Source organism: Catellatospora sp. IY07-71, from assembly GCF_018326265.1.
GTDB lineage: Bacteria > Actinomycetota > Actinomycetes > Mycobacteriales > Micromonosporaceae > Catellatospora.
The window spans coordinates 24324-51079 of record NZ_AP023360.1 but is presented as its reverse complement, the minus strand read 5'-3'; the positions used below and the strand labels follow the sequence as shown (position 1 = coordinate 51079).

Annotated in this window: 27 protein-coding genes; 15 read left to right on the top strand and 12 right to left on the bottom strand. The window is 71.7% G+C overall.

Annotated elements, in window-relative coordinates:
* Positions 1 to 328: 328 nt before the first annotated feature.
* On the bottom strand, positions 329 to 595 hold the full coding sequence (rpsT, locus tag CS0771_RS00270; protein ID WP_203755618.1) for a 30S ribosomal protein S20: 267 nt from the start codon (positions 593 to 595) through the stop codon (positions 329 to 331).
* 368 nt (positions 596 to 963) lie between these two features.
* On the opposite strand from rpsT, the gene CS0771_RS00265 reads away from it, so the two are divergent.
* The 5 genes from CS0771_RS00265 (at position 964) to CS0771_RS00245 (ending at position 6629) form a co-directional block, all read left to right on the top strand.
* Positions 964 to 1530: a DUF4240 domain-containing protein gene (locus CS0771_RS00265; RefSeq protein WP_212839264.1), complete on the top strand. Its 567-nt coding sequence runs from the start codon at positions 964 to 966 to the stop codon at positions 1528 to 1530.
* Positions 1531 to 1739: 209 nt separating this feature from the next.
* Entirely contained in the window at positions 1740 to 3611 is a 1872-nt protein-coding gene (gene lepA, locus CS0771_RS00260) for a translation elongation factor 4 (protein ID WP_212839263.1), read from the top strand.
* On the top strand, positions 3608 to 4132 hold the full coding sequence (locus CS0771_RS00255; protein ID WP_212839262.1) for an NUDIX domain-containing protein: 525 nt from the start codon (positions 3608 to 3610) through the stop codon (positions 4130 to 4132). Before lepA ends, CS0771_RS00255 begins: the two co-directional genes overlap by 4 nt.
* Positions 4133 to 4409: 277 nt before the next feature.
* Complete coding sequence (locus tag CS0771_RS00250) at positions 4410 to 5546, top strand: hypothetical protein (RefSeq protein WP_212839261.1); 1137 nt, start codon at positions 4410 to 4412, stop codon at positions 5544 to 5546.
* A 141-nt stretch (positions 5547 to 5687) separates the two neighbouring features.
* Positions 5688 to 6629, top strand: coding sequence for a hypothetical protein (locus CS0771_RS00245; RefSeq protein WP_212839260.1), 942 nt, complete (start codon positions 5688 to 5690; stop codon positions 6627 to 6629).
* Positions 6630 to 6702: 73 nt separating this feature from the next.
* On the opposite strand, the gene CS0771_RS00240 is transcribed toward CS0771_RS00245, so the two are convergent.
* The 3 genes from CS0771_RS00240 to CS0771_RS00230 all read right to left on the bottom strand — a co-directional run bounded on the left by CS0771_RS00240 (position 6703) and on the right by CS0771_RS00230 (position 9572).
* Positions 6703 to 7629, bottom strand: a complete 927-nt coding sequence (locus CS0771_RS00240) for a phytanoyl-CoA dioxygenase family protein (protein WP_212839259.1) — start codon at positions 7627 to 7629, stop codon at positions 6703 to 6705.
* A gap of 170 nt (positions 7630 to 7799) precedes the next feature.
* Entirely contained in the window at positions 7800 to 8657 is an 858-nt protein-coding gene (locus tag CS0771_RS00235; protein ID WP_212839258.1) for a hypothetical protein, read from the bottom strand.
* A gap of 96 nt (positions 8658 to 8753) precedes the next feature.
* Positions 8754 to 9572, bottom strand: a complete 819-nt coding sequence (locus tag CS0771_RS00230; RefSeq protein ID WP_212839257.1) for an enoyl-CoA hydratase-related protein — start codon at positions 9570 to 9572, stop codon at positions 8754 to 8756.
* A gap of 17 nt (positions 9573 to 9589) precedes the next feature.
* Between CS0771_RS00230 and hemW the strand changes: the two genes are divergently transcribed.
* The gene (gene hemW / locus CS0771_RS00225; protein ID WP_212839256.1) at positions 9590 to 10804 is read left to right on the top strand and encodes a radical SAM family heme chaperone HemW; all 1215 of its coding nucleotides are present in this window, start codon (positions 9590 to 9592) and stop codon (positions 10802 to 10804) included.
* A gap of 9 nt (positions 10805 to 10813) precedes the next feature.
* Here hemW and CS0771_RS00220 read toward each other — a convergent pair whose 3' ends face one another.
* On the bottom strand, positions 10814 to 11323 hold the full coding sequence (locus CS0771_RS00220; RefSeq protein ID WP_212839255.1) for a DUF4870 domain-containing protein: 510 nt from the start codon (positions 11321 to 11323) through the stop codon (positions 10814 to 10816).
* A 230-nt stretch (positions 11324 to 11553) separates the two neighbouring features.
* On the opposite strand from CS0771_RS00220, the gene hrcA reads away from it, so the two are divergent.
* The 3 genes from hrcA (at position 11554) to CS0771_RS00205 (ending at position 14575) form a co-directional block, all read left to right on the top strand.
* Entirely contained in the window at positions 11554 to 12579 is a 1026-nt protein-coding gene (gene hrcA / locus CS0771_RS00215) for a heat-inducible transcriptional repressor HrcA (RefSeq protein ID WP_212839254.1), read from the top strand.
* A gap of 42 nt (positions 12580 to 12621) precedes the next feature.
* Positions 12622 to 13749 carry a molecular chaperone DnaJ gene (gene dnaJ, locus CS0771_RS00210; RefSeq protein ID WP_212839253.1) on the top strand — a complete coding sequence of 376 codons (1128 nt, stop codon included), beginning with the start codon at positions 12622 to 12624 and terminating at the stop codon, positions 13747 to 13749.
* Between the two features lie 91 nt (positions 13750 to 13840).
* Positions 13841 to 14575, top strand: coding sequence for a 16S rRNA (uracil(1498)-N(3))-methyltransferase (locus CS0771_RS00205; RefSeq protein WP_212839252.1), 735 nt, complete (start codon positions 13841 to 13843; stop codon positions 14573 to 14575).
* Positions 14576 to 14685: 110 nt separating this feature from the next.
* Here the strand turns inward: CS0771_RS00205 and CS0771_RS00200 are convergent, their stop codons facing one another.
* Complete coding sequence (locus tag CS0771_RS00200; RefSeq protein WP_244870511.1) at positions 14686 to 15426, bottom strand: SDR family NAD(P)-dependent oxidoreductase; 741 nt, start codon at positions 15424 to 15426, stop codon at positions 14686 to 14688.
* 48 nt (positions 15427 to 15474) lie between these two features.
* On the opposite strand from CS0771_RS00200, the gene CS0771_RS00195 reads away from it, so the two are divergent.
* The 6 genes from CS0771_RS00195 (at position 15475) to CS0771_RS00170 (ending at position 20915) form a co-directional block, all read left to right on the top strand.
* A complete protein-coding gene (locus CS0771_RS00195; protein WP_203755577.1) occupies positions 15475 to 15828 on the top strand; it encodes a histidine triad nucleotide-binding protein in 354 nt (117 codons plus the stop codon).
* Between the two features lie 10 nt (positions 15829 to 15838).
* Positions 15839 to 17215: a serine hydrolase gene (locus tag CS0771_RS00190; RefSeq protein WP_212839250.1), complete on the top strand. Its 1377-nt coding sequence runs from the start codon at positions 15839 to 15841 to the stop codon at positions 17213 to 17215.
* A gap of 358 nt (positions 17216 to 17573) precedes the next feature.
* The gene (locus CS0771_RS00185) at positions 17574 to 18617 is read left to right on the top strand and encodes a PhoH family protein (protein WP_203755571.1); all 1044 of its coding nucleotides are present in this window, start codon (positions 17574 to 17576) and stop codon (positions 18615 to 18617) included.
* Positions 18618 to 18633: 16 nt separating this feature from the next.
* Complete coding sequence (ybeY, locus tag CS0771_RS00180; RefSeq protein WP_212839249.1) at positions 18634 to 19209, top strand: rRNA maturation RNase YbeY; 576 nt, start codon at positions 18634 to 18636, stop codon at positions 19207 to 19209.
* Positions 19210 to 19252: 43 nt separating this feature from the next.
* A complete protein-coding gene (locus tag CS0771_RS00175) occupies positions 19253 to 20569 on the top strand; it encodes a hemolysin family protein (RefSeq protein WP_212839248.1) in 1317 nt (438 codons plus the stop codon).
* Positions 20562 to 20915: a cytidine deaminase gene (locus CS0771_RS00170; protein ID WP_212839247.1), complete on the top strand. Its 354-nt coding sequence runs from the start codon at positions 20562 to 20564 to the stop codon at positions 20913 to 20915. Before CS0771_RS00175 ends, CS0771_RS00170 begins: the two co-directional genes overlap by 8 nt.
* Before the next feature lie 56 nt (positions 20916 to 20971).
* On the opposite strand, the gene CS0771_RS00165 is transcribed toward CS0771_RS00170, so the two are convergent.
* The 6 genes from CS0771_RS00165 to CS0771_RS00140 form a co-directional block, all read right to left on the bottom strand.
* Positions 20972 to 21727, bottom strand: a complete 756-nt coding sequence (locus CS0771_RS00165; RefSeq protein ID WP_212839246.1) for a class I SAM-dependent methyltransferase — start codon at positions 21725 to 21727, stop codon at positions 20972 to 20974.
* Between the two features lie 161 nt (positions 21728 to 21888).
* Positions 21889 to 22587 (bottom strand): hypothetical protein, encoded by a 699-nt coding sequence (locus tag CS0771_RS00160; RefSeq protein ID WP_212839245.1) that lies wholly within the window; start codon positions 22585 to 22587, stop codon positions 21889 to 21891.
* Between the two features lie 19 nt (positions 22588 to 22606).
* On the bottom strand, positions 22607 to 23224 hold the full coding sequence (locus CS0771_RS00155; protein ID WP_212839244.1) for a matrixin family metalloprotease: 618 nt from the start codon (positions 23222 to 23224) through the stop codon (positions 22607 to 22609).
* A gap of 358 nt (positions 23225 to 23582) precedes the next feature.
* Positions 23583 to 24392, bottom strand: coding sequence for a sugar phosphate isomerase/epimerase (locus CS0771_RS00150; RefSeq protein ID WP_212839243.1), 810 nt, complete (start codon positions 24390 to 24392; stop codon positions 23583 to 23585).
* The gene (locus tag CS0771_RS00145) at positions 24389 to 25489 is read right to left on the bottom strand and encodes a dihydrodipicolinate synthase family protein (RefSeq protein WP_212839242.1); all 1101 of its coding nucleotides are present in this window, start codon (positions 25487 to 25489) and stop codon (positions 24389 to 24391) included. Before CS0771_RS00145 ends, CS0771_RS00150 begins: the two co-directional genes overlap by 4 nt.
* Entirely contained in the window at positions 25486 to 26631 is a 1146-nt protein-coding gene (locus CS0771_RS00140; RefSeq protein ID WP_212839241.1) for a Gfo/Idh/MocA family protein, read from the bottom strand. Before CS0771_RS00140 ends, CS0771_RS00145 begins: the two co-directional genes overlap by 4 nt.
* Between the last annotated feature and the right edge of the window lie 125 nt (positions 26632 to 26756).

Here is a 26756-nt window from a genome sequence, read left to right as displayed (position 1 = left end):
CGAAGATCGCCGTCTCGTGTCCAAAAGTGTGGCCTGACCGCAGGTTCTGACACGAACTCGCGATCAACCCCCACCGCCGTGCTGCTCAACCCTCGCTGCCGCGGGTGGAGATCGCTGTCTCGTGTCGAAAGGTGCGGTCTGACCGCAGGATGTGACACGAAGTCGCGATCAACCCCCACGGCCGTGAGGGAGACCCCGCCCGGTGTCGGCGGTCGGCGCGCTGCGAGCGGGTTTCCCGGATACGCCGATGCCCGGCACTCCCTACGAGGGGAGCGCCGGGCATCGGACGGAAGCCCTGGCGGTGCCGCTACGGGCACGCTGCCGACGGTCAGGCCGAGAGCGAAGCCAGCTTCTTGGCGATGGCCGACTTGCGGTTGGCCGCCTGGTTCTTGTGGATCACGCCCTTGCTGACGGCCTTGTCCAGCTTGCGCGTGGCGTCGCGCAGCAGCGCGGTGGCGTTCTCGACGTCACCGGTGGCGCTCGCCTCGTGGAACTTGCGGACAGCGGTCTTCAGCGACGACTTGACCGACTTGTTGCGCAGCCGGGCCTTCTCGTTCTGCCGGTTGCGCTTGATCTGGGACTTGATGTTCGCCACGCGACAGCCTCGTCCTGCTCGTTTCGGGTGATTGGTTCGGATGGGCCGACGCACGAAGCACCAGCCGCGACGTGCCAGGTTACCAGGTGCCCAGGTCTCGGCCCAAACCGGGCCGGGCGCACCCGCCTGTGTCATACGTCGCCCGCCCAGCGTACCGCGCCGCCCGCCCCGGCGCGGGCCCGCCCGCCATCCACGTCAAGATCGCCGTTTCGTGTCAGAACCCTTGGCTCCACCTCACTTTTCGACACGAAGTCGTGATCATGGGCGGAACGGAGGCGTGCGGAATCGATCACCGTTGCGGGTGATGTGCGGCGACACCCGGTGTACGGCCCGGGGAGCGTGGGTTGTGGATGGCAGACTGTGCGGTTGTGGACAGCGAGCGCTTCTGGATGCTGATCGAGCAGGCCCGCACCGACGTCGAGGGCGACATCGGCGAGGACGGCACGGGGATGGCGAAGGCGCTGACGGTGCGCCTGGCGGCCCTGGACCTGCCGGAGATCGCCGCCTTCGCGGCCGAGTTCGAGCGGCTGCGCGACGCCGCCGACCGCTACGACGTGTGGGGCGCGGCGCACCTGATCGGCGGTGGGTGCTCCGACGACGCGTTCGTCGACTTCCGCAGCGGGCTGGTCGCGGCGGGCCGGGAGTGGTACGGCAAGGCGCTGGCCGACCCCGACGCGCTGGCCGGGCACCCGTCGGTGGTCGAGGCGGTGGAGTGGGACGACGACAGCGCCATCTTCGCCGAGCTGGTCGGGTACGCGGCAGCGGACGCGTTCCGGGAGGTCGCCGGGGCCGAGCTGGTGCTGCCGGAGCGGGCGCCCGCCAGCACGGTGGGGGAGCGCTGGGACTTCGACGACGACGACCAGATGCGCCACCGCCTGCCCCGGCTGAGCGCGCTGGTGCTGGGCTGGCCGGCCAACGAGGGCTGTCGCTGCTGAGCGATCCGCGCCAGGCTCGACCTCTAGCTGTTAAGAAGGGCACCTTCTGCTACGGAAAACGATAAGAAGGTGCCCTTCCTTCGGGGGACCCTGCGGCCCGCTTCGGGGCGTGGGGCGGGCGTGGGATCATAGGGGCGGCAAGTCTGTCCGCCTCACCGGAGGAGGGCCCGACCGCCCGCCTCCGCCTCACGCTCGTAGAACGGATCACCGTGCCTCCGCTGCTCGGATCGAACAAGCCCGGCGACACTGACCCGGCCGCCATCCGCAACTTCTGCATCATCGCGCACATCGACCACGGCAAGTCGACGCTGGCCGACCGCATGCTGCAGATCACCGAGGTGGTGGACCCGCGCCAGATGCGGGCGCAGTACCTCGACCGGATGGACATCGAGCGCGAACGCGGCATCACCATCAAGAGCCAGGCGGTGCGCCTGCCGTGGACCGTGCGCGAGGGCGAGCGGGCCGGCGAGCAGGTCGTGCTCAACATGATCGACACGCCTGGGCACGTGGACTTCACCTACGAGGTGTCCCGCAGCCTGGCCGCCTGCGAGGGCGCGATCCTGCTGGTGGACGCGGCGCAGGGCATCGAGGCGCAGACGCTGGCCAACCTGTACCTGGCGATGGAGAACAACCTCACCATCATCCCGGTGCTCAACAAGATCGATCTGCCGGCCGCGCAGCCGGAGAAGTACGCCGAGGAGCTGGCGCACCTGATCGGCTGCGAGCCGGAGGACTGCCTGCGGGTGTCCGGCAAGACCGGTGACGGCGTGGCGCACCTGCTCGACGAGATCGTGCGCCAGCTTCCCGCGCCGACCGGGGGCGACGCGAACGCCCCGGCCCGCGCCATGATCTTCGACTCGGTGTACGACGTCTACCGCGGCGTGGTCACCTACATCCGGGTCATCGACGGCCGCCTCGACGCCCGGGACCGGATCAAGATGATGTCGACCGGCGCCGTGCACGAGCTGCTGGAGATCGGCGTCATCTCCCCGGAGCCGATCAAGTCGCCGTCGCTGTCCGTCGGCGAGGTGGGTTACCTGATCACCGGTGTGAAGGACGTCCGGCAGTCCCGGGTCGGCGACACGGTCACGCTGAACCAGCGGCCGGCCAGCCAGCCGCTCGGCGGCTACAAGGACCCGAAGCCGATGGTCTACTCGGGCCTCTACCCGCTGGACGGCTCGGACTACCCGGAGCTGCGCGACGCGCTGGACAAGCTGAAGCTCAACGACGCGTCGCTGGTGTACGAGCCGGAGACCTCGGCGGCGCTGGGCTTCGGCTTCCGCTGCGGCTTCCTCGGCCTGCTGCACCTGGAGATCATCCAGGAGCGGCTGGAGCGCGAGTTCGGCCTGGACCTGATCGCCACCGCGCCGAACGTGGTCTACCGCGTGGTGACCGACGACGGCAAGGAGATCACGGTCACCAACCCGAGCGAGTACCCGCACGGCAAGGTCGCCGAGGTGTACGAGCCGGTCGCCCGCGCCACGGTGCTCACCCCCAACGACTACGTGGGCGCGGTGATGGAGCTGTGCCAGGGCCGCCGCGGCGTGCTGCTGGGCATGGACTACCTGTCCGCCGACCGGGTCGAGCTGCGCTACACGCTGCCGCTCGGTGAGATCATCTTCGACTTCTTCGACCAGCTGAAGTCGCGCACCAAGGGTTACGCGAGCCTCGACTACGAGCCCAGCGGCGAGCAGTCCTCGCAGCTGGTCAAGGTGGACATCCTGCTGCAGGGCGAGCCGGTCGACGCGTTCAGCGCGATCGTGCACAAGGACAAGGCGTACGCGTACGGCACCACGATCGCGTCCAAGCTGCAGAAGCTCATCCCGCGGCAGCAGTTCGAGGTGCCGATCCAGGCGGCCATCGGCTCCCGGGTGATCGCCCGCGAGACCATCCGCGCCATCCGCAAGGACGTGCTGGCCAAGTGCTACGGCGGTGACATCAGCCGCAAGCGCAAGCTGCTGGAGAAGCAGAAGGAAGGCAAGAAGCGGATGAAGATGGTCGGCCGGGTCGAGGTGCCGCAGGAGGCCTTCATCGCCGCCCTGTCCACCGCGGAGGCGCCGGAGGCGGGCAAGAAGAAGTGACCTTCGCGGGGCACTGCTTCCGCTGCGGCGCGGCCCTGCCGGCCGCGCCGCCGTGCGCGTGCGGTTCCTGCGGGTACGAGCACTACCTGAACGCCCGGCCCACGGCCAGCCTGATCGTGCTGGACGGGGCCGGGCGTTTCCTCGCGCTGCGCCGGGCCCGGCCGCCGCGCGAGGGGCTGTGGGAGACGCCGGGCGGCTTCTGCGACGGCTGGGAGGAGCCGGCCGGCGCGGCCCGCCGGGAGGCGCGCGAGGAGCTGGGCGTCGAGGTCGAGCTGGGCGCCTTCGTCGGCATGTACGTGGGCGACTACGAGTTCCAGGGCGAGCGGCTGCCGGTGCTGGACTGCTTCTTCCTGGCGTACCTGCCGGAGGGAGCGCGCCTGCGCCTTGACCCGGCCGAGTCCTCCGACGCGACCTGGCTGCCCCTGACCGACCCGCCCCCCATGGCCTTCACCACCATGGACCGCGCCCTCCGCGACGCCCTCCCGCTGACCCTCCCCGCCTCCGCCCGCCGCGTTCCTTGATCGCTCGACTTGCCTGGCACCTGGGCGAATGAGCGGCCAAGATACGCCCAGGTGCCAGGCAAATTGGACGATCTTCGGCGGGTCCGGTGGGATCACCCGGCGGGGGTAGGCCGGTCGGGTGGGGGAGGGGTCGGCGGGCGGCCGAAGATCCGCCGACAAAAGGGCAAACCCGTAGTAACTGGGCAATCAGGCCATCGTTACCTCAAGTGCAGTGTTTTGCCGCTTTCGCCCGATATGAGGGCTTAAGTAGGTTCCAGTAGTCGCACAAGGAGTGACGATGCAGATGAAGAAGGCCGGAGTCGTCGCCACGGGCGCTCTCGCTACCGTGGCGATCATGGGGGCTCCCGCCGCTGCGGCGCCCAGCACGGACGCCTCTGCGCTGGCCAAGGCCAGCACCTCCACCGAGGGCAAGACCAGCGCGATGCGTCAGATCGGGGCCAACCAGCTGAAGCTCGCCCGTGGTGGCGGCTTCGACAACAACGGCTGGGACGCCCCCTGGGACGTCGACCCGCAGGCCCTGGTCGCCCTGCTCGACGGCACGGTCGTCAACGTGGCCGCGCTCCAGCAGTGTGGCTCGACCAGCGGCAACGTCGTCGGCATCTCGGTGCCGATCACCTCGCCGAACACCGTGCTCTCGGGCTTCGGGCACGACGGCTACGGTGACCACGACAAGGTCGCCTGCGCCAACGGCAACATCAAGATCACGCAGGACGACAACTACCCGCTGATCGGCGTCGGCAACGACACCGCGGTGGGCATCGCCACCATCCAGTCCTGTGGCTCCACCGACGGCAACGTGGTCGGCATCACCATCCCGATCACCTCGCCGAACACCGTGATCGGCGACTGCCAGAACGGCAACGTCGAGATCAACGACTCCGACGACTGGAAGGGCCACGACGGCTGGCAGGAGTCGGGCCGGGCCGAGGCCATGCCGGCTTCGCTGGCCATGGACAAGGCCCGTCAGGCGCTGGTGAAGAAGGTCGGCGCGCTGAAGGACCGCGACGCGTGGGGCAAGCGCGCCAACGCGAAGGTGGCCCCGCAGGCGCGTGGCGGCGGCTGGGACGCGCCGTGGGACGTCGACCCGTTCGGCCTGGTCTCCGCGCTCAACGGCACCTCGGTGCTGGCGGCGACCCTGCAGTCCTGCGGTTCGACCTCGCCCGACGCGCTCAGCCTGGCGATCCCGATCACCTCGCCGAACACCGTCGTGGGTGACTGCAAGAACGCCAACGTGAAGATCGACAAGGAGGGCCCGAAGGGCCTGATCACCGCGCTGGACAACTCGTCGCTCAACATCCTGCCGCTGCAGTCCTGCGGCTCGACGAGCGCGAACATCATCGCCGCCGCGGTGCCGATCACCTCGCCGAACACGGTCATCGGCAGCTGCTACAACGCCAACACGGTCATCGACTAATCGCTGCACCGCACGGCAGAGGGGGCGGGTCGCGCCAGCGACTCGCCCCCTTCCCAATGCTCGCGAATGACAACTCATGCCGCGCCGCCGGTAACCCGTGACACGGCCGCCGGCGGCCGAGAATTCCTATAAGGAGTGACGATGCAGATAGGCAAGGCCGGGGTCGTCGCGGCGGGAGCGCTCGCCACGGTTGCGGTGCTGGGTTCCGCGGCGGCCGCCGCGCCCGCGCCCGGACCGGCGCACGCGGACCCGGTGAGGACTGCCGCGACCACCTTGAAGCAGGCGGCGGTGCAGCAGGCCGCCGGTCAGGCGCTCGCCGCGGTGGACGCGGCCGCGCGCGGCCCGCAGCAGGACGTTCGCCAGCCGCTGATCTCCATCGCCAACGGCACCGCGCTGACCGCGGCCGCCTGGCAGACGTGTGGTGCGACGTCGTCGCAGGTGCTGGCCGCCTCGGTGGCCCTGCGCTCGCCGGCCACCGTGCTGGGCGACTGCGCGAACGCCAACGTGCTCATCCGGCAGAACCAGGTGCCGGGGATCATCTCGATCCTGGACGACACCTCGGTGAACGCGCTGCCCATCCAGATCTGCGGCTCGAACGCGGCCGTCGCCGGCGTCACCGCCGCGGTCGGCTCGCCCGCGACGGTGGTGGGCGACTGCTTCAACGCCAACACGCTCATCGCCGACCCGAAGCGGAACGCGCAGGAGGTGCCGCGCAGCGTGCTGTCGCTGCTCAGCGGCTCCGTGGTCAACGCCGCCGCGGTCCAGGTCTGCGGCTCCACCGCGTCGATCGCCGGGGTGGCGGCCGCCGTCCAGTCGCCGACCACGGTGCTGGGTGACTGCTACAACAGCAACAGCACCATCCAGCAGCGCAAGGACCCGGCGGTGATCCCGCTGCTCAGCAACCAGGTGCTGGACATCCTGCCGCTGCAGACCTGCGCCTCGTCCGGCCTGCTCGGCCAGCTCGGGCCGGCGCTGCCGATCAACAGCCCGTCGTTCGTCGCGGGCCAGTGCAAGTCGGGTAACCAGGACATCCAGGGTGACTCGGAGCCGAGCCTCCTGGGCGCCGCGGGCCTCAAGCACTGACGATTCCGCCGTACACGGCGAGGCCCGGACCGCGGTGACGCGGTCCGGGCCTCCTCGTGTGCTCAGCCGGCGATCAGCGCAGCCACGGGATGGAGCGGTCCAGCAGGCCGCGCTCCTTCAGCTCGGCGCGCAGCGGGATCGTGTCGTCGATCCAGCCGCCCTCGCCGACGCCCCACATGTTCTGCACCTTCAGGTTGCCGAACGCCTCGCCGATGAGCTGGCGCTGCACCGGGGTGAGCGCGGCGTACCACGCGGAGTCGCGGTCGATCGGCATGTCGTCGACCGGGCGGATCCAGCGGTAGGTGTAGCTCATGAACAGCATCTTGCGGGTGAACTGCGACCGGTTGCGCGAGCGCGAGTGCCACAGGCGGCGGTCGAAGATGAACGCGTCGCCCGGCTTGGCCAGCCACGGCACGGCGCCCTCGGGACCCTTGGCGATCTCCGCCGGGTCGGTCGGCCGGTACATGCTGTTGTTCAGGTGCGAGCCCGGGATGCACAGCGTCTGGCCGCGGCCCGGCTCCGAGATGTCGCTCAGCACGATGGCGACCTTGAGCGACAGCATCGGGCGCGGGATGTTGCCGTAGAACGCCTCGTAGTACTCCGCGTCGGAGTTCTGGCGCCAGCCGTCCTGGTGCCACTCCCACCGCGGGGTCTCGTCCTCCTCGTACGGCGGGTTCACGTCGAGGTGGTTGTGCTGCGAGTAGATGTTCCAGCCGGCCAGGCCCCAGATGTAGCGGAAGGTGGGGCCGTAGTCGAGCATCCGCGCGAAGGCCAGGCTGTGGCTGACGGCACCGAGCAGGTGCAGCGAGCCGGTCTTGTCGAGGTGGCCGACGGCCTTGTGCTCCTCGTACAGCCGGTCGGCCTCGGCCTGGAGCTCGGCGACCCGCTCCTCGCTGACCACGCCGGGCAGGTGCAGGTAACCGCGCTCGTGGAATTCCCTGCGCTCGGCGTCGGTGAGCGGCGCGTAGTCCGTCGCCGGCTCGTGAGAGGTGATGGTCATGTCCTCCCCTTGGTCCTTCCAGACTTGGGCACGGACGAAGGTGGTCGGGGCGCGCGACTTGGGGGGTGGCGTGCCGGGGTGAGCCAACTTCGCGAACGAGAGCCGATACTAACTCGCCTTCGCGCCCGTCGTTGTGGGGCGGGGCTCGCGGACCGGCCTTGTCACCAGGGTCACCCGCCCGTGACGACCTCGGCCACCACCTGTTCGGCCACTTTCTCGGCGCCCGACCACGAGCCGTCACGGGCGGACCACTGGCGGTCGGCGAAGGTCACCTTGGTCACCCCCGCGGCGGGGGCCTGGGCCACGAGCCAGTGCGCGAACTGCCATCCGATTTTGGAAGATTTGGCCGGTACGCGAAGAGCGGTGCCCTCGGCGGTGACGCCCTTGGCCTTGGCGCCGAAATCGAGCTTCATGCGTTCGGCCAGCCCGGCGGGGGTGAGGTCGGTGCCGTCCGACTTTTGTGTGTCGCATGTCACACCGTTGGCGTGCTGGCCGGTGAGCACCGTGGCCAGCACCGTGGCCTCCTCGACCCACTTGTCGTACGCCTCGGGATAGGCCGAGCGCTGCACGCGCTGCGCCGCGTCGGTGATCCGCAGCCGCTCCCAGCCCTTGATCTTCAGCAGGCTGGTGTAGAAGCGCTTGGCCGAGTAGCGCGGGTCCATGATCTGCTTCGCGGTGCCCCAGCCCTGGCTGGGCCGCTGCTGGAACAGCCCGACCGAGTCGTGGTCGTTGCCCTCGCCGAGGTGCTCCAGGTTGCGCAGCTTCGACTCCTGCAGCGCGGTGGCCAGCGCCACCACCACCGCGCGGTCCGGCACGTTGCGGGCGATGCCGACGGCCGCGATGGTGGCGGCGTTGGACATCTGCTCCGGATCGAGGCGCACCTCGCCGTCGGCGCGCACCACGCACTCCGGTGCGCCCAGGCTGGGTAGGCGCAGGCCGCCCTCGAACTGCTCCCGGGCGAGATAGCCGCCGACGCCGAACACCACGACGAGGATCACCAGGACGGTCAGCACCTGCCGGCCTTTCACGGCGACCTCCTCGACGTCCGTAACGGCCGGAAGCGGCTGCCCGGCCGGGCGCGATACGGGCCCCCGACCGGGTGCGCCTGCGGTCTTCCCGCCACCTTACGGCGTGCCGGCCACCCCGGCACCGGTCTCCTCGGCCGCCGGAACCCAAGCAGCATCCCGTTTCTCCCGGAATGCGGCGACTCCCTCCCGGCCCTCAGCCGAGCCGAAGAACCGCAGCGAGACCTCCGACAGGTACGCCAGCTCCGCGTCCAGCTCCGGCTCCGGCCGGCGGCGCAGCAGCTGCTTGGTCATCGCCAGGGAGGCGGGCGCGCCGCGGACCAGGCTGTGGCACCAGCGCTCGACGACCGCGTCCAGATCGTCGGCCGGCGCGGTCGCGGTGACCAGGCCGATCTCGGCGGCACGGGCGCCGCCGAACACGTCGCCGGTCAGGTACAGCTCGGCCGCGGCGCGCGGGGCCAGCCGGGGCAGCACCGTCGCCGAGATCAGCGCGGGCACCACACCCAGGCGCACCTCGGTGAAGGCGAACGTGGCCTCCGCCGCGCACACCGCGAGGTCGGCCGCGGCGATCAGGCCCAGGCCCCCGGCGCGGGCCGGGCCGCGCACCACGGCCACCACGGGCCGCGCCGACCGGGCGACCGCGCCCAGCACCGTGCCCAGCAGCGCCGCCGGCATCTGGCCCGACTTCGCGGCGGCGGCGGTCTCGGCCAGGTCGGCGCCGGAGCAGAACACCGGGCCGGTGTGGTCCAGCACGATCGCGCGCACCCGGTCGTCGGTGTCCGCCTCGGCCAGCGCGGCGAGCAGTTCGCTCATCAGCCGGTGCGACAGCGCGTTGCGGTTGTGCGGGCTGTCCAGCGTGATCGTGGTTACGCCGCGGGCGTGGGTGACCCGGACGAGAGGTGAGTCAGGTGACGACATGAGGGCAGACTAGAGCCGTGGCACAGCTCCCCGACGGCGAACCCGTACCCGACGACGGCGCCCTCCCCGAATCCGCGCTGACCGAGGTCGGCGGCCGGGGCTTCGGCGTCTACCTGCACGTCCCGTTCTGCGCCAGCCGCTGCGGGTACTGCGACTTCAACACGTACACCGCGTCGGAGCTGGGCGGTGCGGACACCGAGGGCTACGTCGAGGCGGTGCTCGCCGAGCTGGCGCTGGCCGCGAAGGTGCTGCCCGCGCCGCCGCGGGTGGACACCGTCTTCGTGGGCGGCGGCACGCCGACCCTGCTGCGCGCGGACCAGCTCGGCCGGCTGCTGGAGGCGGTCGACAGCACGTGGGGCCTGGCGCCGGGCGCCGAGGTGACCACCGAGGCCAACCCGGAGTCGGTCGACCCGGCGAAGCTGCGCGAGCTGCGCGCGGCCGGGTTCACCCGGATCTCGCTGGGTATGCAGTCCGCCGCGCCGGGGGTGCTGCGCATCCTGGACCGGCAGCACACCGCCGGGCGTGCCCCGCAGGCCGCGACCGAGGCGCGCGAAGCCGGGTTCGACCACGTGAACCTGGACCTGATCTACGGCACGCCCGGCGAGGGCGCCGACGACTTCGCCGCCTCGCTGGCCGCGGTCACCGGTGCGGGGGTGGACCACGTCAGCGCGTACGCCCTGATCGTGGAGGACGGCACCCGGCTGGCGGCCCGCATCCGGCGCGGGGAGATCGCCGCCCCGGACGACGACGTGGCCGCCGACCGCTACCTGGCCGCGGAGGCGGCGCTGGCCGCCGCCGGGCTGGACTGGTACGAGGTCTCCAACTGGGCCGCCGACGAGGCCGCCCGCTGCGCGCACAACCTGCTCTACTGGCGCGGCGGCGACTGGTGGGGCCTCGGGCCCGGCGCGCACAGCCACGTCGGCGGGGTGCGCTGGTGGAACGTCAAGCACCCGGCCCGCTACGCCGCCCGGCTGGCCGAGGGGCTGTCCCCGGGCCTGGGCCGGGAGATCCTGACCGGTGAGCAGCGCCACACCGAGGAGGTGCTGCTGCGGCTGCGCCTGGCCGAGGGCCTGCCGCTGGACGTGCTGAGCCCCGACGGGCACGCCGCCGCCGGGCGCGCGCTGGCCGACGGGCTGCTGGACGGGTCCGCGTACGCGGACGGCCGCGCGGCGCTGACGCTGCGCGGCCGTCTCCTCGCGGACGCCGTGGTCCACTCGCTGCTGGCCTGGTGAGGCCGAGCCTTACTTGATCAGGCGCAGCGTCGCGGGGTAGCGGTAGAGCTGACCCTCGTTGGCCTTCATGCCCGCCAGCACGCTGAAGATCGTCGCCAGGATCCAGACGATGATCGGCAGGAAGAACAGGAAGCCCAGGCTGCACACGCTGAGGATGAAGGTCACCACGTAACCGATCACCACGGTGATCTGGAAGTTCAGCGCCTCGACGGAGTGCGCCTTGACGGTCGGGGACTCGTTGCCCTTGACCAGCATGGCGACCAGCGGGGCGAGGAAGCCGACCAGGATGCCACCGAAGTGCGCGATCAGGGCCCAGGTCTTGTCGTCGTTGTTGCTGTAGCCGACCGGAGCCGGACCGGCCGGCGGCGGCGCGCCGTAGCCACCCGGGGCGGCCGGAGGCGGGGAGGCGGGGGCCGACGGCGGCGCCGACGGCGGCTGGTAGGAGGGTGCCGAAGGCGGCTGCGGCGCCGAGTAACCGGGCGGCTCGGGGGCGGAGCCGGGCGGGGTGGGTTCACTCATGCCCGACAGGCTAGGTGTGTGGATCAAACGGCGCCAGTCAACGATCGTGACCGATAGGCGACATTCCACTGCCCGGACGGCCGAGTTTGGCCGTCGCGTCCCCCGGGGACCGGTTTGGGATCACCGTCCGGTCCCGCCGAGTGTCGGACCGGTCACCACGCCTATGCCGTCCGGGTGACGGCCCACGTAGACTGGCACTCCTTAGCGACGAGTGCCAGCGGGAGGTGCGTATGGGTCTGGACGACCGCAAGCTCGAGGTATTGCGCGCCATCGTCGAGGACTACGTCGCGACGCAGGAACCGGTCGGCAGCAAGGCGCTGGTCGAGCGGCACGCCCTCGGCGTCTCGCCGGCCACGGTCCGCAACGACATGGCCGTGCTGGAGGACGAGGGCTACATCCGGCAGCCGCACACCTCGGCGGGCCGGGTGCCCACCGACCGCGGCTACCGCCTGTTCGTCGACCGGCTGTCCCGGGTCAAGCCGCTCTCCCCGGCCGAGCGCCGGGCGATCGAGCGCTTCCTGGTCGGCGCCGTCGACCTCGACGACGTCGTGCACCGCGCGGTGCGGCTGCTCGCGCAGCTCACCCGCCAGGTCGCCGTCGTGCAGTACCCGAGCCTGACCCGGTCGGCCGTACGCCACCTGGAGCTGGTCCCGGTCTCCACCACCCGCCTGCTGCTCGTCATGATCACCGACACCGGGCGGGTCGAGCAGCGGGTCGTCGAGCTGCCCGGCCCGGTCGAGCCGGAGGAGATCACCGACCTGCGCCGGACGCTCAACGCGACCCTGGTCGGGGTGAAGCTGGTGGACACCCCGCCGCTGGTGCAGAGCCTGGTCGAGCGAGCCGAACCGCAGGCCAAGGCAACCATGAGCACGCTGGTCAGCGTCCTGCTGGAGACGCTGGTCGAGCGGCACGAGGAGCGCATCGCCCTGGCCGGCACGTCCAACCTGGCCCGGATGGGCCCGCTGGACCTGTCCACCGGAGCGCTGCGGCCGATCCTGGAGGCGCTTGAGGAGGAGGTCATCCTGCTCAAGCTCTTCGACGAGGTGAAGTCAGGGTCCGCCCTGGTGCGCATCGGCGACGAGAACGAGGTCGCCGACCTGCGCAGCACCTCCGTGGTCAGCACGGGCTACGGCCCGGGCACGACCGTCGTGGGCGGGATGGGCGTAGTCGGCCCGACCCGCATGGACTACCCCGGCACCATCGCCACCGTACGCGCGGTCGCGCGTTACCTCGGCGAGATGCTGGCACAGCACTGACCGTGATGAACCTGTTGTCGATGAACGAGGCTTGAGGACAGCGTGGCCAAGGACTACTACGGCATTCTCGGCGTTCCCAAGGACGCCGACGCCGACGACATCAAGCGGGCCTACCGCAAGCTCGCCCGCCAGTACCACCCGGACGTCAACCCGGACCCGGCCGCGGCGGAGAAGTTCAAGGACATCAACAACGCGTACGAGGTCCTCTCCGACGACCAGAAGCGGCGCATGGTCGACCTGGGCGGCGACCCGCTCGCGCCGGGCGGCGGGGGCGGGGCCGGCGGCGGCCCCGGCGGCCCGTTCGTCGGCTTCCAGGACATCATGGACGCCTTCTTCGGCGGCAGCGGCTCGCGCGGCCCGCGCCCGCGCACCCGGCCGGGCGCCGACGCGATCCTGCGGCTGGACCTCGACCTGTTCGAGACCGCGTTCGGGGTCGAGGCGCCGATCACCGTGGACACGGCGGTGCTGTGCACCACCTGCTCCGGCGCGGGCACCGCGGCGGGCACCCACCCGAAGACCTGCGACACCTGCGGCGGCCGCGGCGAGGTCCAGTCGGTGCAACGCACCTTCCTGGGCCAGGTCGTCTCGTCCCGCCCCTGCGCCGCCTGCCAGGGCTTCGGCACCACCCTGCCGCACCCGTGCCCGACCTGCGCCGGTGACGGCCGCGTCCGCACCCGCCGCAGCCTGACCGTCAAGATCCCGGCCGGCGTCGAGGACGGCATGCGCATCCGCCTGGCCGGCCAGGGCGAGGTCGGCCCCGGCGGCGGCCCCTCCGGCGACCTCTACGTCGAGATCCACGAGCGCCCGCACGACGTCTACGCCCGCAAGGGCGACGACCTCCACTGCAAGGTGACGGTCCCGATGACGGCGGCGGCCCTCGGCACCCGCCTCACCATCAAGACCCTCGACTCGGAGGAGCAGCTGGAGGTCAAACCCGGCACCCAGCCCAACTCCACCCTCCGCATCCGCGGCAAGGGCGTCCCCCACCTGCGCGGCTCCGGCCGAGGCGACCTCTTCGTCCACCTCGACGTCCGCACCCCCACCCGCCTGGACGGCGACCAGGAACGCCTCCTCCGCGACTTCGCCCGCGCCCGCGGCGAGGAGGTGGCCGAACTCTCCAAGCAGGGCGGCTTCTTCTCCCGCGTCCGCGACGCCTTCAACGGCCACTGACGGCCCCCAACCCCGTTGATCATGAACTTATGGACGTGATGGACGGCGTGTCCCGACCCTGGCACCGTGATCAACCGATGGAGTGTGTGCTGTGAGCGCGCCGCTGTTTCTGGTTGACCGGTTGCCGGGCGGGGATGCGTACACGCTGGACGGGCCGGAGGGGCATCATGCCGCCACCGTGCAGCGGTTGCGGGTGGGGGAGGCGCTGCTGCTCGGCGACGGGCGGGGCGGGCTGGCCACCGCCGTGGTGCGCTCCGTCGGCAAGGGCAGTCTCGACGTGGCGATAAGCAGCCGGGGGTACGCCGACGCGCCCGACCCGCGCCTGACCGTGGCCCAGGGCATCGCCAAGGGGGACCGGGGTGAGCTGGCCGTGCAGGCGATGACCGAGGTCGGCGTCGACGAGATCCTGCCCTGGGCGGCCGCGCGCAGCGTGGCCCAGTGGCGCGGCGACCGGGGCGCCAAGGCCCGGGACAAGTGGGCCGCCGTCGCCCGCGAGGCCGCCAAGCAGGCCCGCCGCTCCTGGCTGCCCACCGTCGGCGGCGACCCCGACCTGTCCACCAAGCAGCTCGCCCAGCGCCTCGCGGGGGCGGCTGCGGCCTACGTCCTCCACGAGGAGGCCACCGACCGCCTGTCCCAGGTCGAGCTGCCCACCTCCGGTGAGATCGTCCTGATCGTCGGCCCCGAGGGCGGCATCGACGACCACGAGCTGGCCGCGTTCACCGCCGCCGGCGCCCGCCCGGTCCGCCTCGGCGACACCGTCCTGCGCACCTCCACCGCCGGCGTCGCCGCCCTCTCCCTCCTCGCCACCCGCCTCTCCCGCTGGTGACCCGCCACGCTCGGCCGGGCGGTCCTTGATCGTCCGACTTGCCTGGCAACCGGGCGAAAGCGCGCTCAAGATACGCCCGTCTGCCAGGCAAGTCGGACGATCTTGAGGGGTCAGCGGAGGTGGGAGGCGCCGTTGAGGTCGAGGACGGCGCCGGAGGCCCATTCGGCGGCCGGGTCGGCGAGCCAGAGGACCGCGGCGGCGACCTCCTCGGGGCGGGCGACGCGGTTGAAGGGGCTCTGCGCGGCGTGCTGGTCGCCGCGGGGGGTCTTGTACGACGCGTTCGACGCGTCCTCCAGGACGTAGCCGGGGGCGACGGTGGTGACGGCGATGCCGTGCGGGGCGAGGGCGATCGCGAGGGACTGGCCCATCGCGTGCAGCCCGGCCTTGGCGGCGCCGTACGCGGGCTGACCGGGCTCGCCGCGGTAGGCGCCCCGGGAGCCGACGTTGACGATGCGTCCCGGCGGGGCGTCGGCGGGACGCGCGAGCATGTGCCGCACCGCGCAGAAGGTGACGTTGGCCGGGCCGGTCAGGTTGACCGCCAGCGTGCGCGCCCAGGTCTGCTGCCACTGCTCGTAGGAGACCCCGTCGATCGGGTGCGGGTACGCCTGCCCGGCGTTGTTGACGAGCACGTCGATCCCGCCCAGCGCCTCGGCGGCGGCGTCGACCATGGCGGCCGTGGCATCGGGGTCGGCCAGGTCGGCGCGTACCACCGCGTGCCCTTCGCCCGGCAGGGAGGCCAGCAGCGACGCGGCGAGGTCGGCGGAGTCCCGGTGGTGGATCGCGACGCGGTCGCCGTGCGCGGCGAACGCGGCGGCCACGGCGCGGCCGACGCCGCGCGACGCACCGGTCACCAACACTCTTCTCGGCAGTGGCATACCGGTGAGCCTACGATCTGTCTCGTGACCGAACCCGACTGCCTGTTCTGCCGCATCGTCGCGGGCGAGATCCCCGCGATCGTGGTCCGCGAGACGCCGAACACGATGGCCTTCCGCGACATCGCACCGAAGGCGCCGACGCACGTGCTGGTCATCCCCAAGGAGCACTACGCCGACGTGGCGTCGCTGGCGACGGACGACCCGGCGCTCGCGGGGGAGGTGCTCGCGACCGTCGCCGACGTGGCGGCCGCGGAGGGCATCCTCGGCGACGGCTTCCGGGTGATCTTCAATACCGGCGCGCTGGTGGGCCAGACCGTGTTCCACGCGCACGCGCACGTGCTGGGCGGGGTCGCCATGGACGGCGAGCTCACCGGGTAGTCTCGCCCGCGTGGCAGATCTGAACGGCTCGCTGGAACGCCTGGTCCGTACGGTGCAGGCGGAGGCCCGCGTGCCCGCGCTCAGCGTGGCGCTGCGCCGCGCCGACCGTCCGCTGTGGACGTTCCAGGTGGGCGGCTCCGGCAACCCGGCGGCGGAGCTGGACGCCGGCACCCCGTTCCGGATCGGCTCCATCACCAAGACGTTCACCGCCGTGCTCGTGCTGCAGTGCCGCGACGCGGGCCTGCTGGACCTCGACGACCAGGTCGGCGCCCACCTCAAGGTGCCCGCGCACGGCGGCCTGACCATCCGGCGGCTGCTGTCGCACACGGCCGGCCTGCAGCGCGAGCCGGTCGGCGACGTGTGGGACACGCTGACCCCGCCCGACCTGCCCGGCCTGCTCGACGACCTGGCCCGCACCGAGGCCGTGCACCCGCCCGCGCGCCGCTTCCACTACTCCAACCTCGGCTTCGCGCTGCTGGGCCACCTGGCCGCGCAGCGGCTCGGCGGCACCTGGTGGGAGCTCGTCGACGAGCGCATCTGCGCCCCGCTGGGCCTGACCAACACCACGTACGGCGCACCGGCGCACGCCGCCACCGGTTACCTCGTCGACGAGTACTCCGACCACGCCCGCCCCGAGCCGCCGACCGACTTCGGCGCGGTCGCCCCCGCCGCGCAGCTCTGGAGCACCGCCGCCGACCAGGCCCGCTGGGCGGCGTTCCTGACCGACCCGGCGTCGGTCGACCCGCAGGGCCGGGTGCTGGCCGCCGCCACGCTCGCCGAGGCCCGCTGGCCGCTCACCCCGCGCAACGACACCGTCTGGGGCTCCGGCTGGGGCCTGGGCCTGATGCTGTGGCCGCGCGAGGGCCGGGCGCTGCACGTCGGCCACAACGGCGCCATGCCCGGCTTCCTGGCCGCCGCCTGCGGCCGCCACGGCGGCCCCGGCAACCCCGGCGGCATGTCCGCCGCCGTCCTCGCCTCCTCCGGCACCGCCGACGCCATCATCGACCTCCCACATCGCCTGATCGAGGAGTCCCTCGCCGAAGACCCCGCCGCCATCACCCCCTGGACCCCCGGCGAGCCCGCCCCCGAGCACCTGCGCGGCGTCCTCGGCCGCTGGTGGGGCGAGGGCTACGAATACGTCTTCCGCTGGTCCGACGGCGCCCTCACGGCCCGCGGCGCCGACGACCCCGCCGACGCCCCACCCGCCGTCTTCGCCCCCGTCCCCGGCGAACCCGACGTCCTCCGCTCCGTCTCCGGCCGCGAAATCGGCGAACGCCTCCGCCTCACCCGCACCGAAACGGGTGAGGTGACCCGCCTCCACTGGGCCACCTACCGCTTCACCCGCCACCAGCAAACCTTCGACGGCATCTGGGCCTCCCACCCCTGACCCCGCCCCCTCTCCCCACGCCCTCCCTGCCCGCGCCCTCCCCGCCCGCGCGATCTTGCGCGAAATGTGGGTGCGACACGCACTAGCCGGGCAAATGGGCAACAGTTCGCGCAAGATCGACGCAGTGGGGGCAGCGGCCGGCGGCGGCGCGGCTCCGGCGGAGCGGGTGGGGGATCGGTGGGTGTCTGGGTGTGGTGGGTGGGTATGGGGGTGCCGGCAGGGGGTGGTTCGGGAGAACGCGCGGCATAACCACTGGCGGTGGAGTCGGTGTGCGCGACTACGATGGTGGGCAGCGGCGGGCGACCCGAGCCGGCCGGTGAGCTAGAGAGCGGGTGGCGGAAGGCCGGTCGGCCGACTTATGAGCGTTGGTTCCTCTCCGAACGCGGTGCGTACGAAGATCACCGTGTCCGACCCGAGTGTCATGGTCCAGTTGCTGGGCACCGGCGATCGCGTGCTCAAGCTCATCGAGAAGGCCCTGTCCAGCGACATCCTGGTCCGGGGCAACGAGATCACCATTACCGGCCCGGCGGCCGAGAACGCGCTTGCCGAGCGCGTCTTCGGTGAGCTGCTGGAGCTGATCGAGAAGGGCGAGACGCTGACCGAGGACGCCGTCCGACGCACCGTCGGCATGCTTACCGATGAGAACACCACCGAGCGCCCGGCCGAGGTGCTCACCCTCAACATCCTCTCCCGTCGCGGGCGCACCATCCGCCCCAAGACCCTCGGGCAGAAGAAGTACGTCGACGCGATCGACGAGAACACGATCGTCTTCGGCATCGGCCCGGCGGGCACCGGCAAGACCTACCTGGCCATGGCCAAGGCGGTCCAGGCCCTGCAGGCCAAGCAGGTCACCCGGATCATCCTGACCCGGCCGGCGGTCGAGGCGGGGGAGCGGCTGGGCTTCCTGCCCGGCACCCTCAACGAGAAGATCGACCCGTACCTGCGCCCGCTGTACGACGCGCTGCACGACATGATGGACCCCGAGTCGATCCCGCGCCTGATGACGCAGGGCACGATCGAGGTGGCGCCGCTGGCGTACATGCGCGGCCGGACCCTCAACGACGCCTTCATCATCCTGGACGAGGCACAGAACACCACGCCCGAGCAGATGAAGATGTTCCTGACCCGGCTCGGCTTCAACTCCAAGGTCGTGGTCACCGGCGACGTCACCCAGATCGACCTGCCCGGCGACCAGCGCAGCGGCCTGCGCGTCGTGCAGGAGATCCTGGACGGACTGGAGGACGTGCACTTCTCGCGGCTCACCAGTGCCGACGTGGTGCGCCACCGGCTGGTCGGCGAGATCGTTGACGCATACGCCAAGTGGGACGAGAGCCAGCAGCGTGAGACGCTACCGGCGAACGTCCACCCCGTGCCGCGGCGCGGTGCGGGGCGGCGCCGCTGACGCGAGGGAATGAACTGTGTCTATCGAGATCGCCAACGAGTCCGGGTTCGACGTCGACGCCGACGCCATCGTGGCGGTGGCCCGGCACGCCCTGGTCCAGATGGGGGTGAACCCGCTCGCCGAGCTGTCGGTGCTGCTGGTCGACTCCGACTACATGGCGGAGCTGAACCACCGCTGGATGGACAAGGACGGCCCGACGGACGTGCTGGCCTTCCCGATGGACGAGGACACGATCGATCACGGCCCGTCGGAGTCCTCCGGCGGGCAGCCCTCGCTGCTCGGTGACATCGTGCTGTGCCCCGAGGTGGCCGCGGCCCAGGCGCTCCGGTACGGGAGCGCCGATCCGCGGATGCGGACAGAGGATCAGTCGCGGATGCCGGCCGGTGATAACGTGCCGGATGCGCCCGCTTCGGGGCTGCACGGTGACTACGGCACCGCGGATGAGCTGAGCATGCTCACCATCCACGGCGTGCTGCATCTGCTCGGCTACGACCACGCCGAGCCGGAGGAGGAGCGGGAGATGTTCGCCCTGCAGGGCAAACTCCTGGACAGCTGGCAGGCTCGCGCGGCGGGCGGGGCGAGCGGATCATGAACCCTGCCCATACCGTCCCGGCCGTGTCCGGCGGGGCAGTGCGGTGAGCGAACTGGGTGGTCTGCCCGACGCGTCGCTGCTCTGGTCGGCGGCCGGTCTGGTGGTGCTCGCCGGCGTGTTCGCGATGGCCGAGTCGGCGCTGGCCGTGATCTCACCCGCCCGCGCGGCGGAGCTGGCCCGGGAGGGCATGCGCGGCGCGGCCGCGCTGCAGGCGGTGGCGGCCGACGCGGTGCGCCACATCAACCTGCTCCTGCTGCTGCGGCTGCTCAGTGAGCTGACCGCGACCACGCTGGTGGCGCTGGTCGCGGTGGACACGTTCGGGCCCGGCTGGACCGCCGCGCTGGTCACCGCCGGCGCGATGACGGTCATCAGCTTCGTGGTGGTCGGCGTCGCGCCGCGCACCATCGGGCGCCAGCACGCGTACGAGGTGGGCCGTTACACCGCCCCCGTGCTGCGCTGGCTGGGCCGGGTGCTCGGCCCGCTGGCGAGCCTGCTGATCGTCATCGGCAACGCGGTCACCCCCGGCAAGGGCTTCCGCGAGGGGCCGTTCGCCAGCACCCAGGTGGAGCTGCGCGAGCTGGTCGACCTCGCCGAGCAGCGCGGCGTGGTGGAGCACGGCGAGCGCGAGATGATCCACTCGGTCTTCGCGCTGGGCGACACGATCGCCCGCGAGGTCATGGTCCCGCGCACCGAGATGGTCTGGGTCGAGTCGACCAAGGCCTCCGAGCAGGCGCTGGCGCTGGCCCTGCGCTCGGGTTTCTCGCGGGTGCCGGTGATCGGCGAGTCGGTCGACGACGTGCTCGGCGTGGTGTACCTGAAGGATCTGGCCCGCCAGGTGCAGGAGGGCGGCGCGGCGACGCCGGTCGCGCACCTGATGCGGGTGGCCTCGTTCGTGCCGGAGTTCAAGCCCGTCGACGACCTGCTGTCGGAGATGCAGGCGGCCCGCACCCACCTGGCCATCGTCATCGACGAGTACGGCGGCACCGCCGGCCTTATCACGATCGAGGACATCCTCGAGGAGATCGTCGGCGAGATCACCGACGAGTACGACGTGGAGCGCCCGCCCGTGGAGCGCCTCGAGGACGGCGCGGTGCGGGTGACCGGCCGGCTGCCCGTCGAGGACCTCGGCGAGTTGTTCGACGTCGAGCTGCCCGCCGACGAGGTGGAGACCGTGGCCGGCCTGCTGGCCCAGGCGCTGGGCCGGGTGCCGATCCCCGGCGCCCGGGTGTCGGTGGGCGGGCTGACCCTGGTCGCCGAGGGCACCACCGGCCGCCGCAACCACATCGACACGGTGCTGGTCACCCGCGACGAGCCCGCCGACGACACCACCCCCCAGGAAAGGCACATGGCCGATGTCTGAGCCGTCCGCGGAGACCGTCTCCGCCGAGGACCGCAAGCTGCTCACCATGGCCCGCTCGGCCCGCGCCCGGATCGGCGCGATCGAGGGCGCGGCGGTGCGCGACGGCGACGGCCGCACCTACACCGGGGTCAGCGTCAACCTGCCCTCGTTCTCGGTGTCGGCGCTGCGGCTGGCGGTCGCCTCGGCCGTCGCCGCGGGCGCGAGCACCCTGGAGGCGGCGCTCGTGGTCACCGAGGCCTCGGTGGTCGACGCCGGTGACCTGGCCGCCGTCAGTGACGTGACCACGGGCATCCCGGTCTACCTGGCCACCCCGGACGGCACCATCGCCGCCGCCGGCCAAGCCTGAGCCGCCGTCTCGACACGGTCGGCAGCCGGATCGCCTGCGGACCGCGGTGCCGGAGGTCACCGTTCCCGGCCGTGCGGCCGTCGCTCCGTCACCACACAGCACACCAGGTAGCTGCGGCGTCCGACATCCCAGCGCCACGGCGAAGGCACGCCGACCGGCCGCAGCCCGTACCGCGAGTCTGCCTGCAACTGCCGGACGATCGCGAACGGATTGGTCCCGGTGAAGAAGTCGCCCGCGGCGATGCTGCGCTCCAGCAGGTGTCCCAGCCGGTCCGGCGACACCTGTGGGAGATCCAGGCAGGTGTCCGAGGAGACCACGTCGGTGATCAGCAGTCCGGCTCCGCCCGGCCGCAGCAGGCCGGCGATCGTGCGCAGATGGTGGTCGCGCAGGCGCAGGAGCCCGTCGGGGGGCACGCCGGACGCGACCGCGGTGTCGAGCAACTGCGTGAGCAGGGTCGCCGAGACCACGACATCGGCCGCGCCGAGCGCCGACGACACCGCGTCGGGCAGGTCCACCACGTCGGTGTCCGGGTGCAGGCGGACGACAGCCGGGTCGGCTCGCTGCCGGGCGACGGCCGCCCGCAGCGCGTCTCCGTCGAGGTCGACGAGATGGATCTCCGCGAAGCGCGTCGCCAGTTCGTTCAGTTCGAGGTCGTTGCAGTTCCCCGCACCCAGCACGACGAGCCTGCCCCGGTCGCCGGCGGCTTGCCGCAGCACGAGACCGGTGACCCGGCGCCGATGCGCCGCGTAGCCCTCCCACAGCCCGGCGCTCGCCTCGTTGAGTTCGCGCTGCCGCGCCGTCGTCTCCGTCATCCCCACCCCGTGTGCGCAGTCCGGCAAGGCACTGTCCGCCGTGGTGGTCCGCGCCCCAGGGGAGCGGACCACCACGGCGACAAGACTCGGACCTGCCGCGTGTACGGCCGGTCTGAGGCGGCGCCGGTGCGGGTGTGTCCGTGCACGCGGCGCCGGGCAGCCTACTTCGCGGCTTTGACCTGGCGGATCAGCTCCGACATGGTGGCGAACTGCTCGGCCCGGCCGGTGATGCCCACGCGCGGGCTGTCGTGCTCGGCGAACACGGCCTGCACGCCCTGCAGCCCCTGTGCGAAGACCGAGTGGTAGTGCACCAGGCTGTGCAGCGCCGGGTCGCCCACCAGCGGCTCGACCCCGGGCTTCGTCGCCGGGACGGGCTTTCCCTGCCAGCGGAGGAACCAGAGCACCGGGCCCTGCGGGAGCTTCGCGCTGAGCGCGGCGACATCGGCGTCCGCGTCCCAGGTGGCGAACAGCGGCATCTGCACCAGCAGCGGCTTGCCCTCCGGCAGGGAGCCGCTCACGACCTCGACCACCTTGAGTTCGAGGGCGGCGTTCGGCAGGTCGAGGGTCGGCTTGTGCCGCGACACCGCACCGACCTTCGCGATGACGACCAGTGTCGACTGGTCGAGCGCCGCCGGGATGCTCGCCGGGGGAGGCACCATGACCGCGCCGTCCGGCCGGAGGGCCTCGAAGAACTTGGCGTCCTCCGGGTTGTGGCGGTCCACCTCGGCGAGGGCCGCCGAGGTCGTGGCCGCGGCCTGCGGCTGTGCCGGCTCGGCCGTCGCACCGCAGGCCGCGGTCACGCTGAGCAGGCTCGCCGCCAGGAGCATCCCGGTCAGGGGACGCAGTGGTGACTTCAGCATCGTCTCGTCTACCTTCCGTTCAGCTGCCGTAGCGGGCGGTGATGTGACCGGTGTCGTGCGCGTCCAGGGTGGAACCGCCCCCGTCGCCGGCATAGGTCCACATGCAGGAGGCGCGGGTGTCCGTGCGGTGGCGCAGCCCGAGCGTGTGGCCCATCTCGTGGCAGATGACGTTGCGGCGCTGGTCGATGGTGTCGTACACCCCGCTGTCGTACCAGTAGAAGTAGCTGTTCAGCCGCAGGCGCTGGCCCCGGCACCACCGGTTGGGGTGGCTTCCTCCGGTGCCGGTGTTGTCGGGCGGGCACTCCACCCACCCGGTGACGCCGCTGAGGTAGCCGTAGTTGGCGTCGTACATCCAGACATCGGGATAGGCGTCGGCCTCGTCGCGGTAGACGCTCAGCACGGTCGGGTTGTAGACACTGCTGATGACCCAGTTGGTCTCGCTCGCGGCGCCCGGGACGTGCGCGTCGGCGTCCTCGTATCCCGGACGGAAACCGAAGTCCACGTAGCGGATCGCGTGCGTGCGGTTGTTGGCCGTGCTGACGCAGTTGACCGGCGTGCCGCCGCACGCGGTGGAACCCCAGTTCCCGGCTTGAGCCGGAGACTGGACGCCGAGCACCGACGCGCTCGCGGCGAACACTGTCGCGGCGACGGCGGCACGGCGCGATGGAGTTGAGCTTCGACCCTTCATAGACTCCCCCGTTGGATAGACGGTCAGGTGATGGCAGGCTAAGACGGTCGCATTTGGACTGTCGAGCATATTTCCAAATATGGAAATGTCTGCTGCCGTGGCCCGTCTGATGGTGTGACGTAGGTCCGCCGGTAGTGGTTCCGCGGGTGGGCGGGCCGTGGGGGAGGAGTGAGGATTCGCCGTTTCGTGCCGGTACATCCAGCTGGACGTCTACGAACTGGCGTGGAACCCGGGCACCGCCGGACCCCGAGCGTTAAGAAGGGCACCCTCCTCTACGCATAGCGTTAAGAAGGTGCCCTTCCTTTGCTCAGAGCGGGCCGAGGTGGGAGAGGTGGCGGTCTACGACCGTCTTGACCGTGTCGGCGGGGTCGGTGTCCCAGATGGACTGGTTGAAGATCTCGACCTCGACGTGGCCGGTGTAGCCGGCCTGCCGCACCGCCTCGGTGATCGGCGCGAAGTCGATGTGGCCGTCGCCGACGTGCCCGCGGCCGAGTAGCATGTCCGTGGGCAGCGGGACCACCCAGTCGCAGACCTGGTACGCGGAGATGCGCCCGGCGGCCCGTGCGATCTGCGGGAACAGCTCCGGATCCCACCACACGTGGTACGTGTCGACCACGACGCCGACCTCGTGCGGGGCGAACGGCTCGGCCAGGTCCAGCGCCTGCCCGAGGGTGGAGACCACCGCGCGGTCGGCGCAGAACATCGGGTGCAGCGGCTCGATGGCCAGCCGTACGCCGAGCCCGCTCGCATACGGTGCGAGCTGCTCCAGGGCACGGGCGACGTTCGCCCGCGCCGCGGGCAGGTCCTTCGAGCCGGGCGCCAGCCCGCCCACGACCAGCACCAGCTCGGACGTGCCCAGCTCGGCCGCCTCCTGCACCGCGCGCCGGTTGTCCGCCAGCGCCTCGGCGGTGAAGGTGGTGAAGAAGCCGCCCCGGCACAGGCTGGTCACGGTCAGCCCGTGCCCGTCCAGCAGCCGCCTGGCCGCCTTCGCGCCGCCCGCCGCCTCGACCACGTCGCGCCACGGGCCGATGCCCGTGATGCCGTGCTCGGCGCAGAGCCGGGCGGCCTGCTCCAGGGTGGCCTTCTTGACGGTGGCGGTGTTCAGGGACAGCCTCATGCGGCGCCGTCCAGGTACAGCGCGAGCCGGTGCGCGGCCAGGTCCGGGTCGGCGAGCACGCCCGCCTCGCCGGCCAGGCGGTGCAGTTCGAGCAGGTGGTCGCGGGAGCGGGAGGTCTCCTGCCCGCCGACCATGCGGAACTGCGCCTGGTGGCCGTTGAGCCAGGCCAGGAAGACGATGCCGGTCTTGTAGTGGTACGTCGGCGCGCCGAAGATGTGGCGGGCCAGTGGCACGGTCGGGTCCAGGATCGCGCGGAACCCGGCGGTGTCCCCGGTGTCGAGCACGGCGAGCGCCTTGGCGGCGGGGACCGCGATGGCGTCGAAGATGCCCAGCAGCGCGTCCGAGTAACCGACCTCGTCGCCCGCGATGAGCTGCGGGTAGTTGAAGTCGTCGCCGGTGTAGAGGCGTACGCCGTCCGGCAGCCGCCGCCGGATGGCGACCTCGCGCGCCTCGTCCAGCAGCGACACCTTGATGCCGTCGATCTTGGACGCGTTGGCGTGGATCAGCTCCAGCGCGCTCTCGGTCGCGTCGTCCAGGTCGGGCGCGCCCCAGTAACCCTTGAGTGCGGGGTCGAACATGTCGCCCAGCCAGTGCAGGATCACCGGCTGCTCGGCCTGCGCCAGCAGCTTGCCGTAGACGGCCTGGTAGTCGGCGGGACCTGAGGCGGTGGCGGCCAGCGCCCGCGACGCCATGAGGATGACCTTCGCGCCCGCCTCCTGTACCACTTCCAGCTGCTCGGCGTACGCGGCCTCGATGTCGGCCAGCGAGTGCGCGCCGGGCGCGAGCTGGTCGGTGCCCGCGCCGCAGGCCAGGGTGCCGCCGACGGAGCGCGCCTCGGCGCCGCTGCGCCGGATCAGCTCGGTGGTGGCGGCCCAGTCCAGGCCCATGCCGCGCTGCGCGGTGTCCATCGCGTCGGCGATGCCCAGGCCCAGCGACCACAGGTGGTGCCGGAACGCCATGGTGGCGTCCCAGTCCACCACGGCCGGGCGGCCGGGACCGTTGTCGGCGGCCGGGTCGGCCACCACGTGCGCGGCCGCGTAGAAGACGCGGGACCGACCGCTGTCGGCGGGCCGGGCCGCGGAGAGCTCGCCCGTCACAGGTCACCGACCACGATCTTGCGGCCCTCACGGGCCGACTGCAGGCCGAGCTCGGCGAGCTGCACGCCCCGGGCGCCCGCGTACAGGTCGTGGCCGTACGGCGCGTCGGCGACCACGTGCGCCAGGAACTCCTCCCACTGCCGCTTGAAGCCGTTGTCGTACACGTCGTTCTCCGGCACCTCGGCCCACTGGTCGCGGAAGTCGTGGCTGACCGGCAGGTCCGGGTTCCACACCGGCTTCGGGGTGGACGCGCGGTGCTGCACGCGGCAGTTGCGCAGGCCGGCCACGGCGCTGCCCTCGGTGCCGTCCACGTGGAAGGTGACCAGCTCGGTGCGATCGACGCGGGTGGTCCAGGAGCTGTTCACCGAGGCGATGATGCCGCCCTCCAGCTCCAGCACGGCGTACGCGGCGTCGTCGGCGGTCGCCGGGTACGCCCGGCCCTGCTCGTCCCAGCGCTGCGGGATGTGCGTGGCGGCCTGCGCGTAGACCGAGCGCACCGGCGCGATCACGTGGTCCAGCACGTAACGCCAGTGCGGGAACATGTCGAGGATGATGCCGCCGCCGTCCTCGGTGCGGTAGTTCCAGCTCGGGCGCTGCGCGGCCTGCCAGTCGCCCTCGAACACCCAGTAGCCGAACTCGACGCGCACCGACAGGATGCGGCCGAAGAAGCCGGACTCGACCAGACGGCGCAGCTTGAGCAGGCCGGGCAGGTAGAGCTTGTCGGCGACCACGCCGTGCTTGATCCCGGCGGCCTTGGCCTCGTTCGCCAGGGCGACGGCCTCGTCCAGCGTCTCGGCGGTCGGCTTCTCGGTGTAGATGTGCTTGCCGGCCGCGATGGCCTGGCGCAGTGCCGCGACCCGGGCCGTGGTCACCTGGGCATCGAAGTAGATCTCGTTGCTCTCGTCGGCGAGCGCGGCGGCGAGGTCGGTGGTGTACCGGGTGAGACCGTGCTGCTCGGCGAGCTGCTCCAGCTTCGCGGCGTTGCGGCCGACGAGGACCGGCTCGGGCCAGACGACGGTGCCGTCGGCGAGGGTGAGCCCGCCCTGCTCGCGGATGGCGAGGATGGACCGCACCAGGTGCTGTCGGTATCCCATCCGGCCGGTGACACCGTTCATGACGATGCCGACTGATCTGCGGTCCATTGTTGACTCCACTTCGGTGCGATCGAAACGCCCGCCGTGCCGGTGAGGGCGGCACGGGGGCGTTCCGTCGGGAGGGGATCGGGTGGATGGTGGAAAGCGCTTTCCGCCGTCGAGGCGGTACCCTA

Coding starts and splice junctions, on each gene's coding strand:
- CS0771_RS00250 (WP_212839261.1), top strand. CDS start 4,410: ATGCAGATGAAGAAGGCCGGAGTCGTCGCCACGGGCGCTCTCGCTACC.
- CS0771_RS00245 (WP_212839260.1), top strand. CDS start 5,688: ATGCAGATAGGCAAGGCCGGGGTCGTCGCGGCGGGAGCGCTCGCCACG.
- CS0771_RS00240 (WP_212839259.1), bottom strand. CDS start 7,629: ATGACCATCACCTCTCACGAGCCGGCGACGGACTACGCGCCGCTCACC.
- CS0771_RS00230 (WP_212839257.1), bottom strand. CDS start 9,572: ATGTCGTCACCTGACTCACCTCTCGTCCGGGTCACCCACGCCCGCGGC.
- CS0771_RS00220 (WP_212839255.1), bottom strand. CDS start 11,323: ATGAGTGAACCCACCCCGCCCGGCTCCGCCCCCGAGCCGCCCGGTTAC.
- hrcA (WP_212839254.1), top strand. CDS start 11,554: ATGGGTCTGGACGACCGCAAGCTCGAGGTATTGCGCGCCATCGTCGAG.
- CS0771_RS00185 (WP_203755571.1), top strand. CDS start 17,574: ATGAGCGTTGGTTCCTCTCCGAACGCGGTGCGTACGAAGATCACCGTG.
- CS0771_RS00170 (WP_212839247.1), top strand. CDS start 20,562: ATGTCTGAGCCGTCCGCGGAGACCGTCTCCGCCGAGGACCGCAAGCTG.
- CS0771_RS00165 (WP_212839246.1), bottom strand. CDS start 21,727: ATGACGGAGACGACGGCGCGGCAGCGCGAACTCAACGAGGCGAGCGCC.
- CS0771_RS00160 (WP_212839245.1), bottom strand. CDS start 22,587: ATGCTGAAGTCACCACTGCGTCCCCTGACCGGGATGCTCCTGGCGGCG.
- CS0771_RS00150 (WP_212839243.1), bottom strand. CDS start 24,392: ATGAGGCTGTCCCTGAACACCGCCACCGTCAAGAAGGCCACCCTGGAG.
- CS0771_RS00140 (WP_212839241.1), bottom strand. CDS start 26,631: ATGGACCGCAGATCAGTCGGCATCGTCATGAACGGTGTCACCGGCCGG.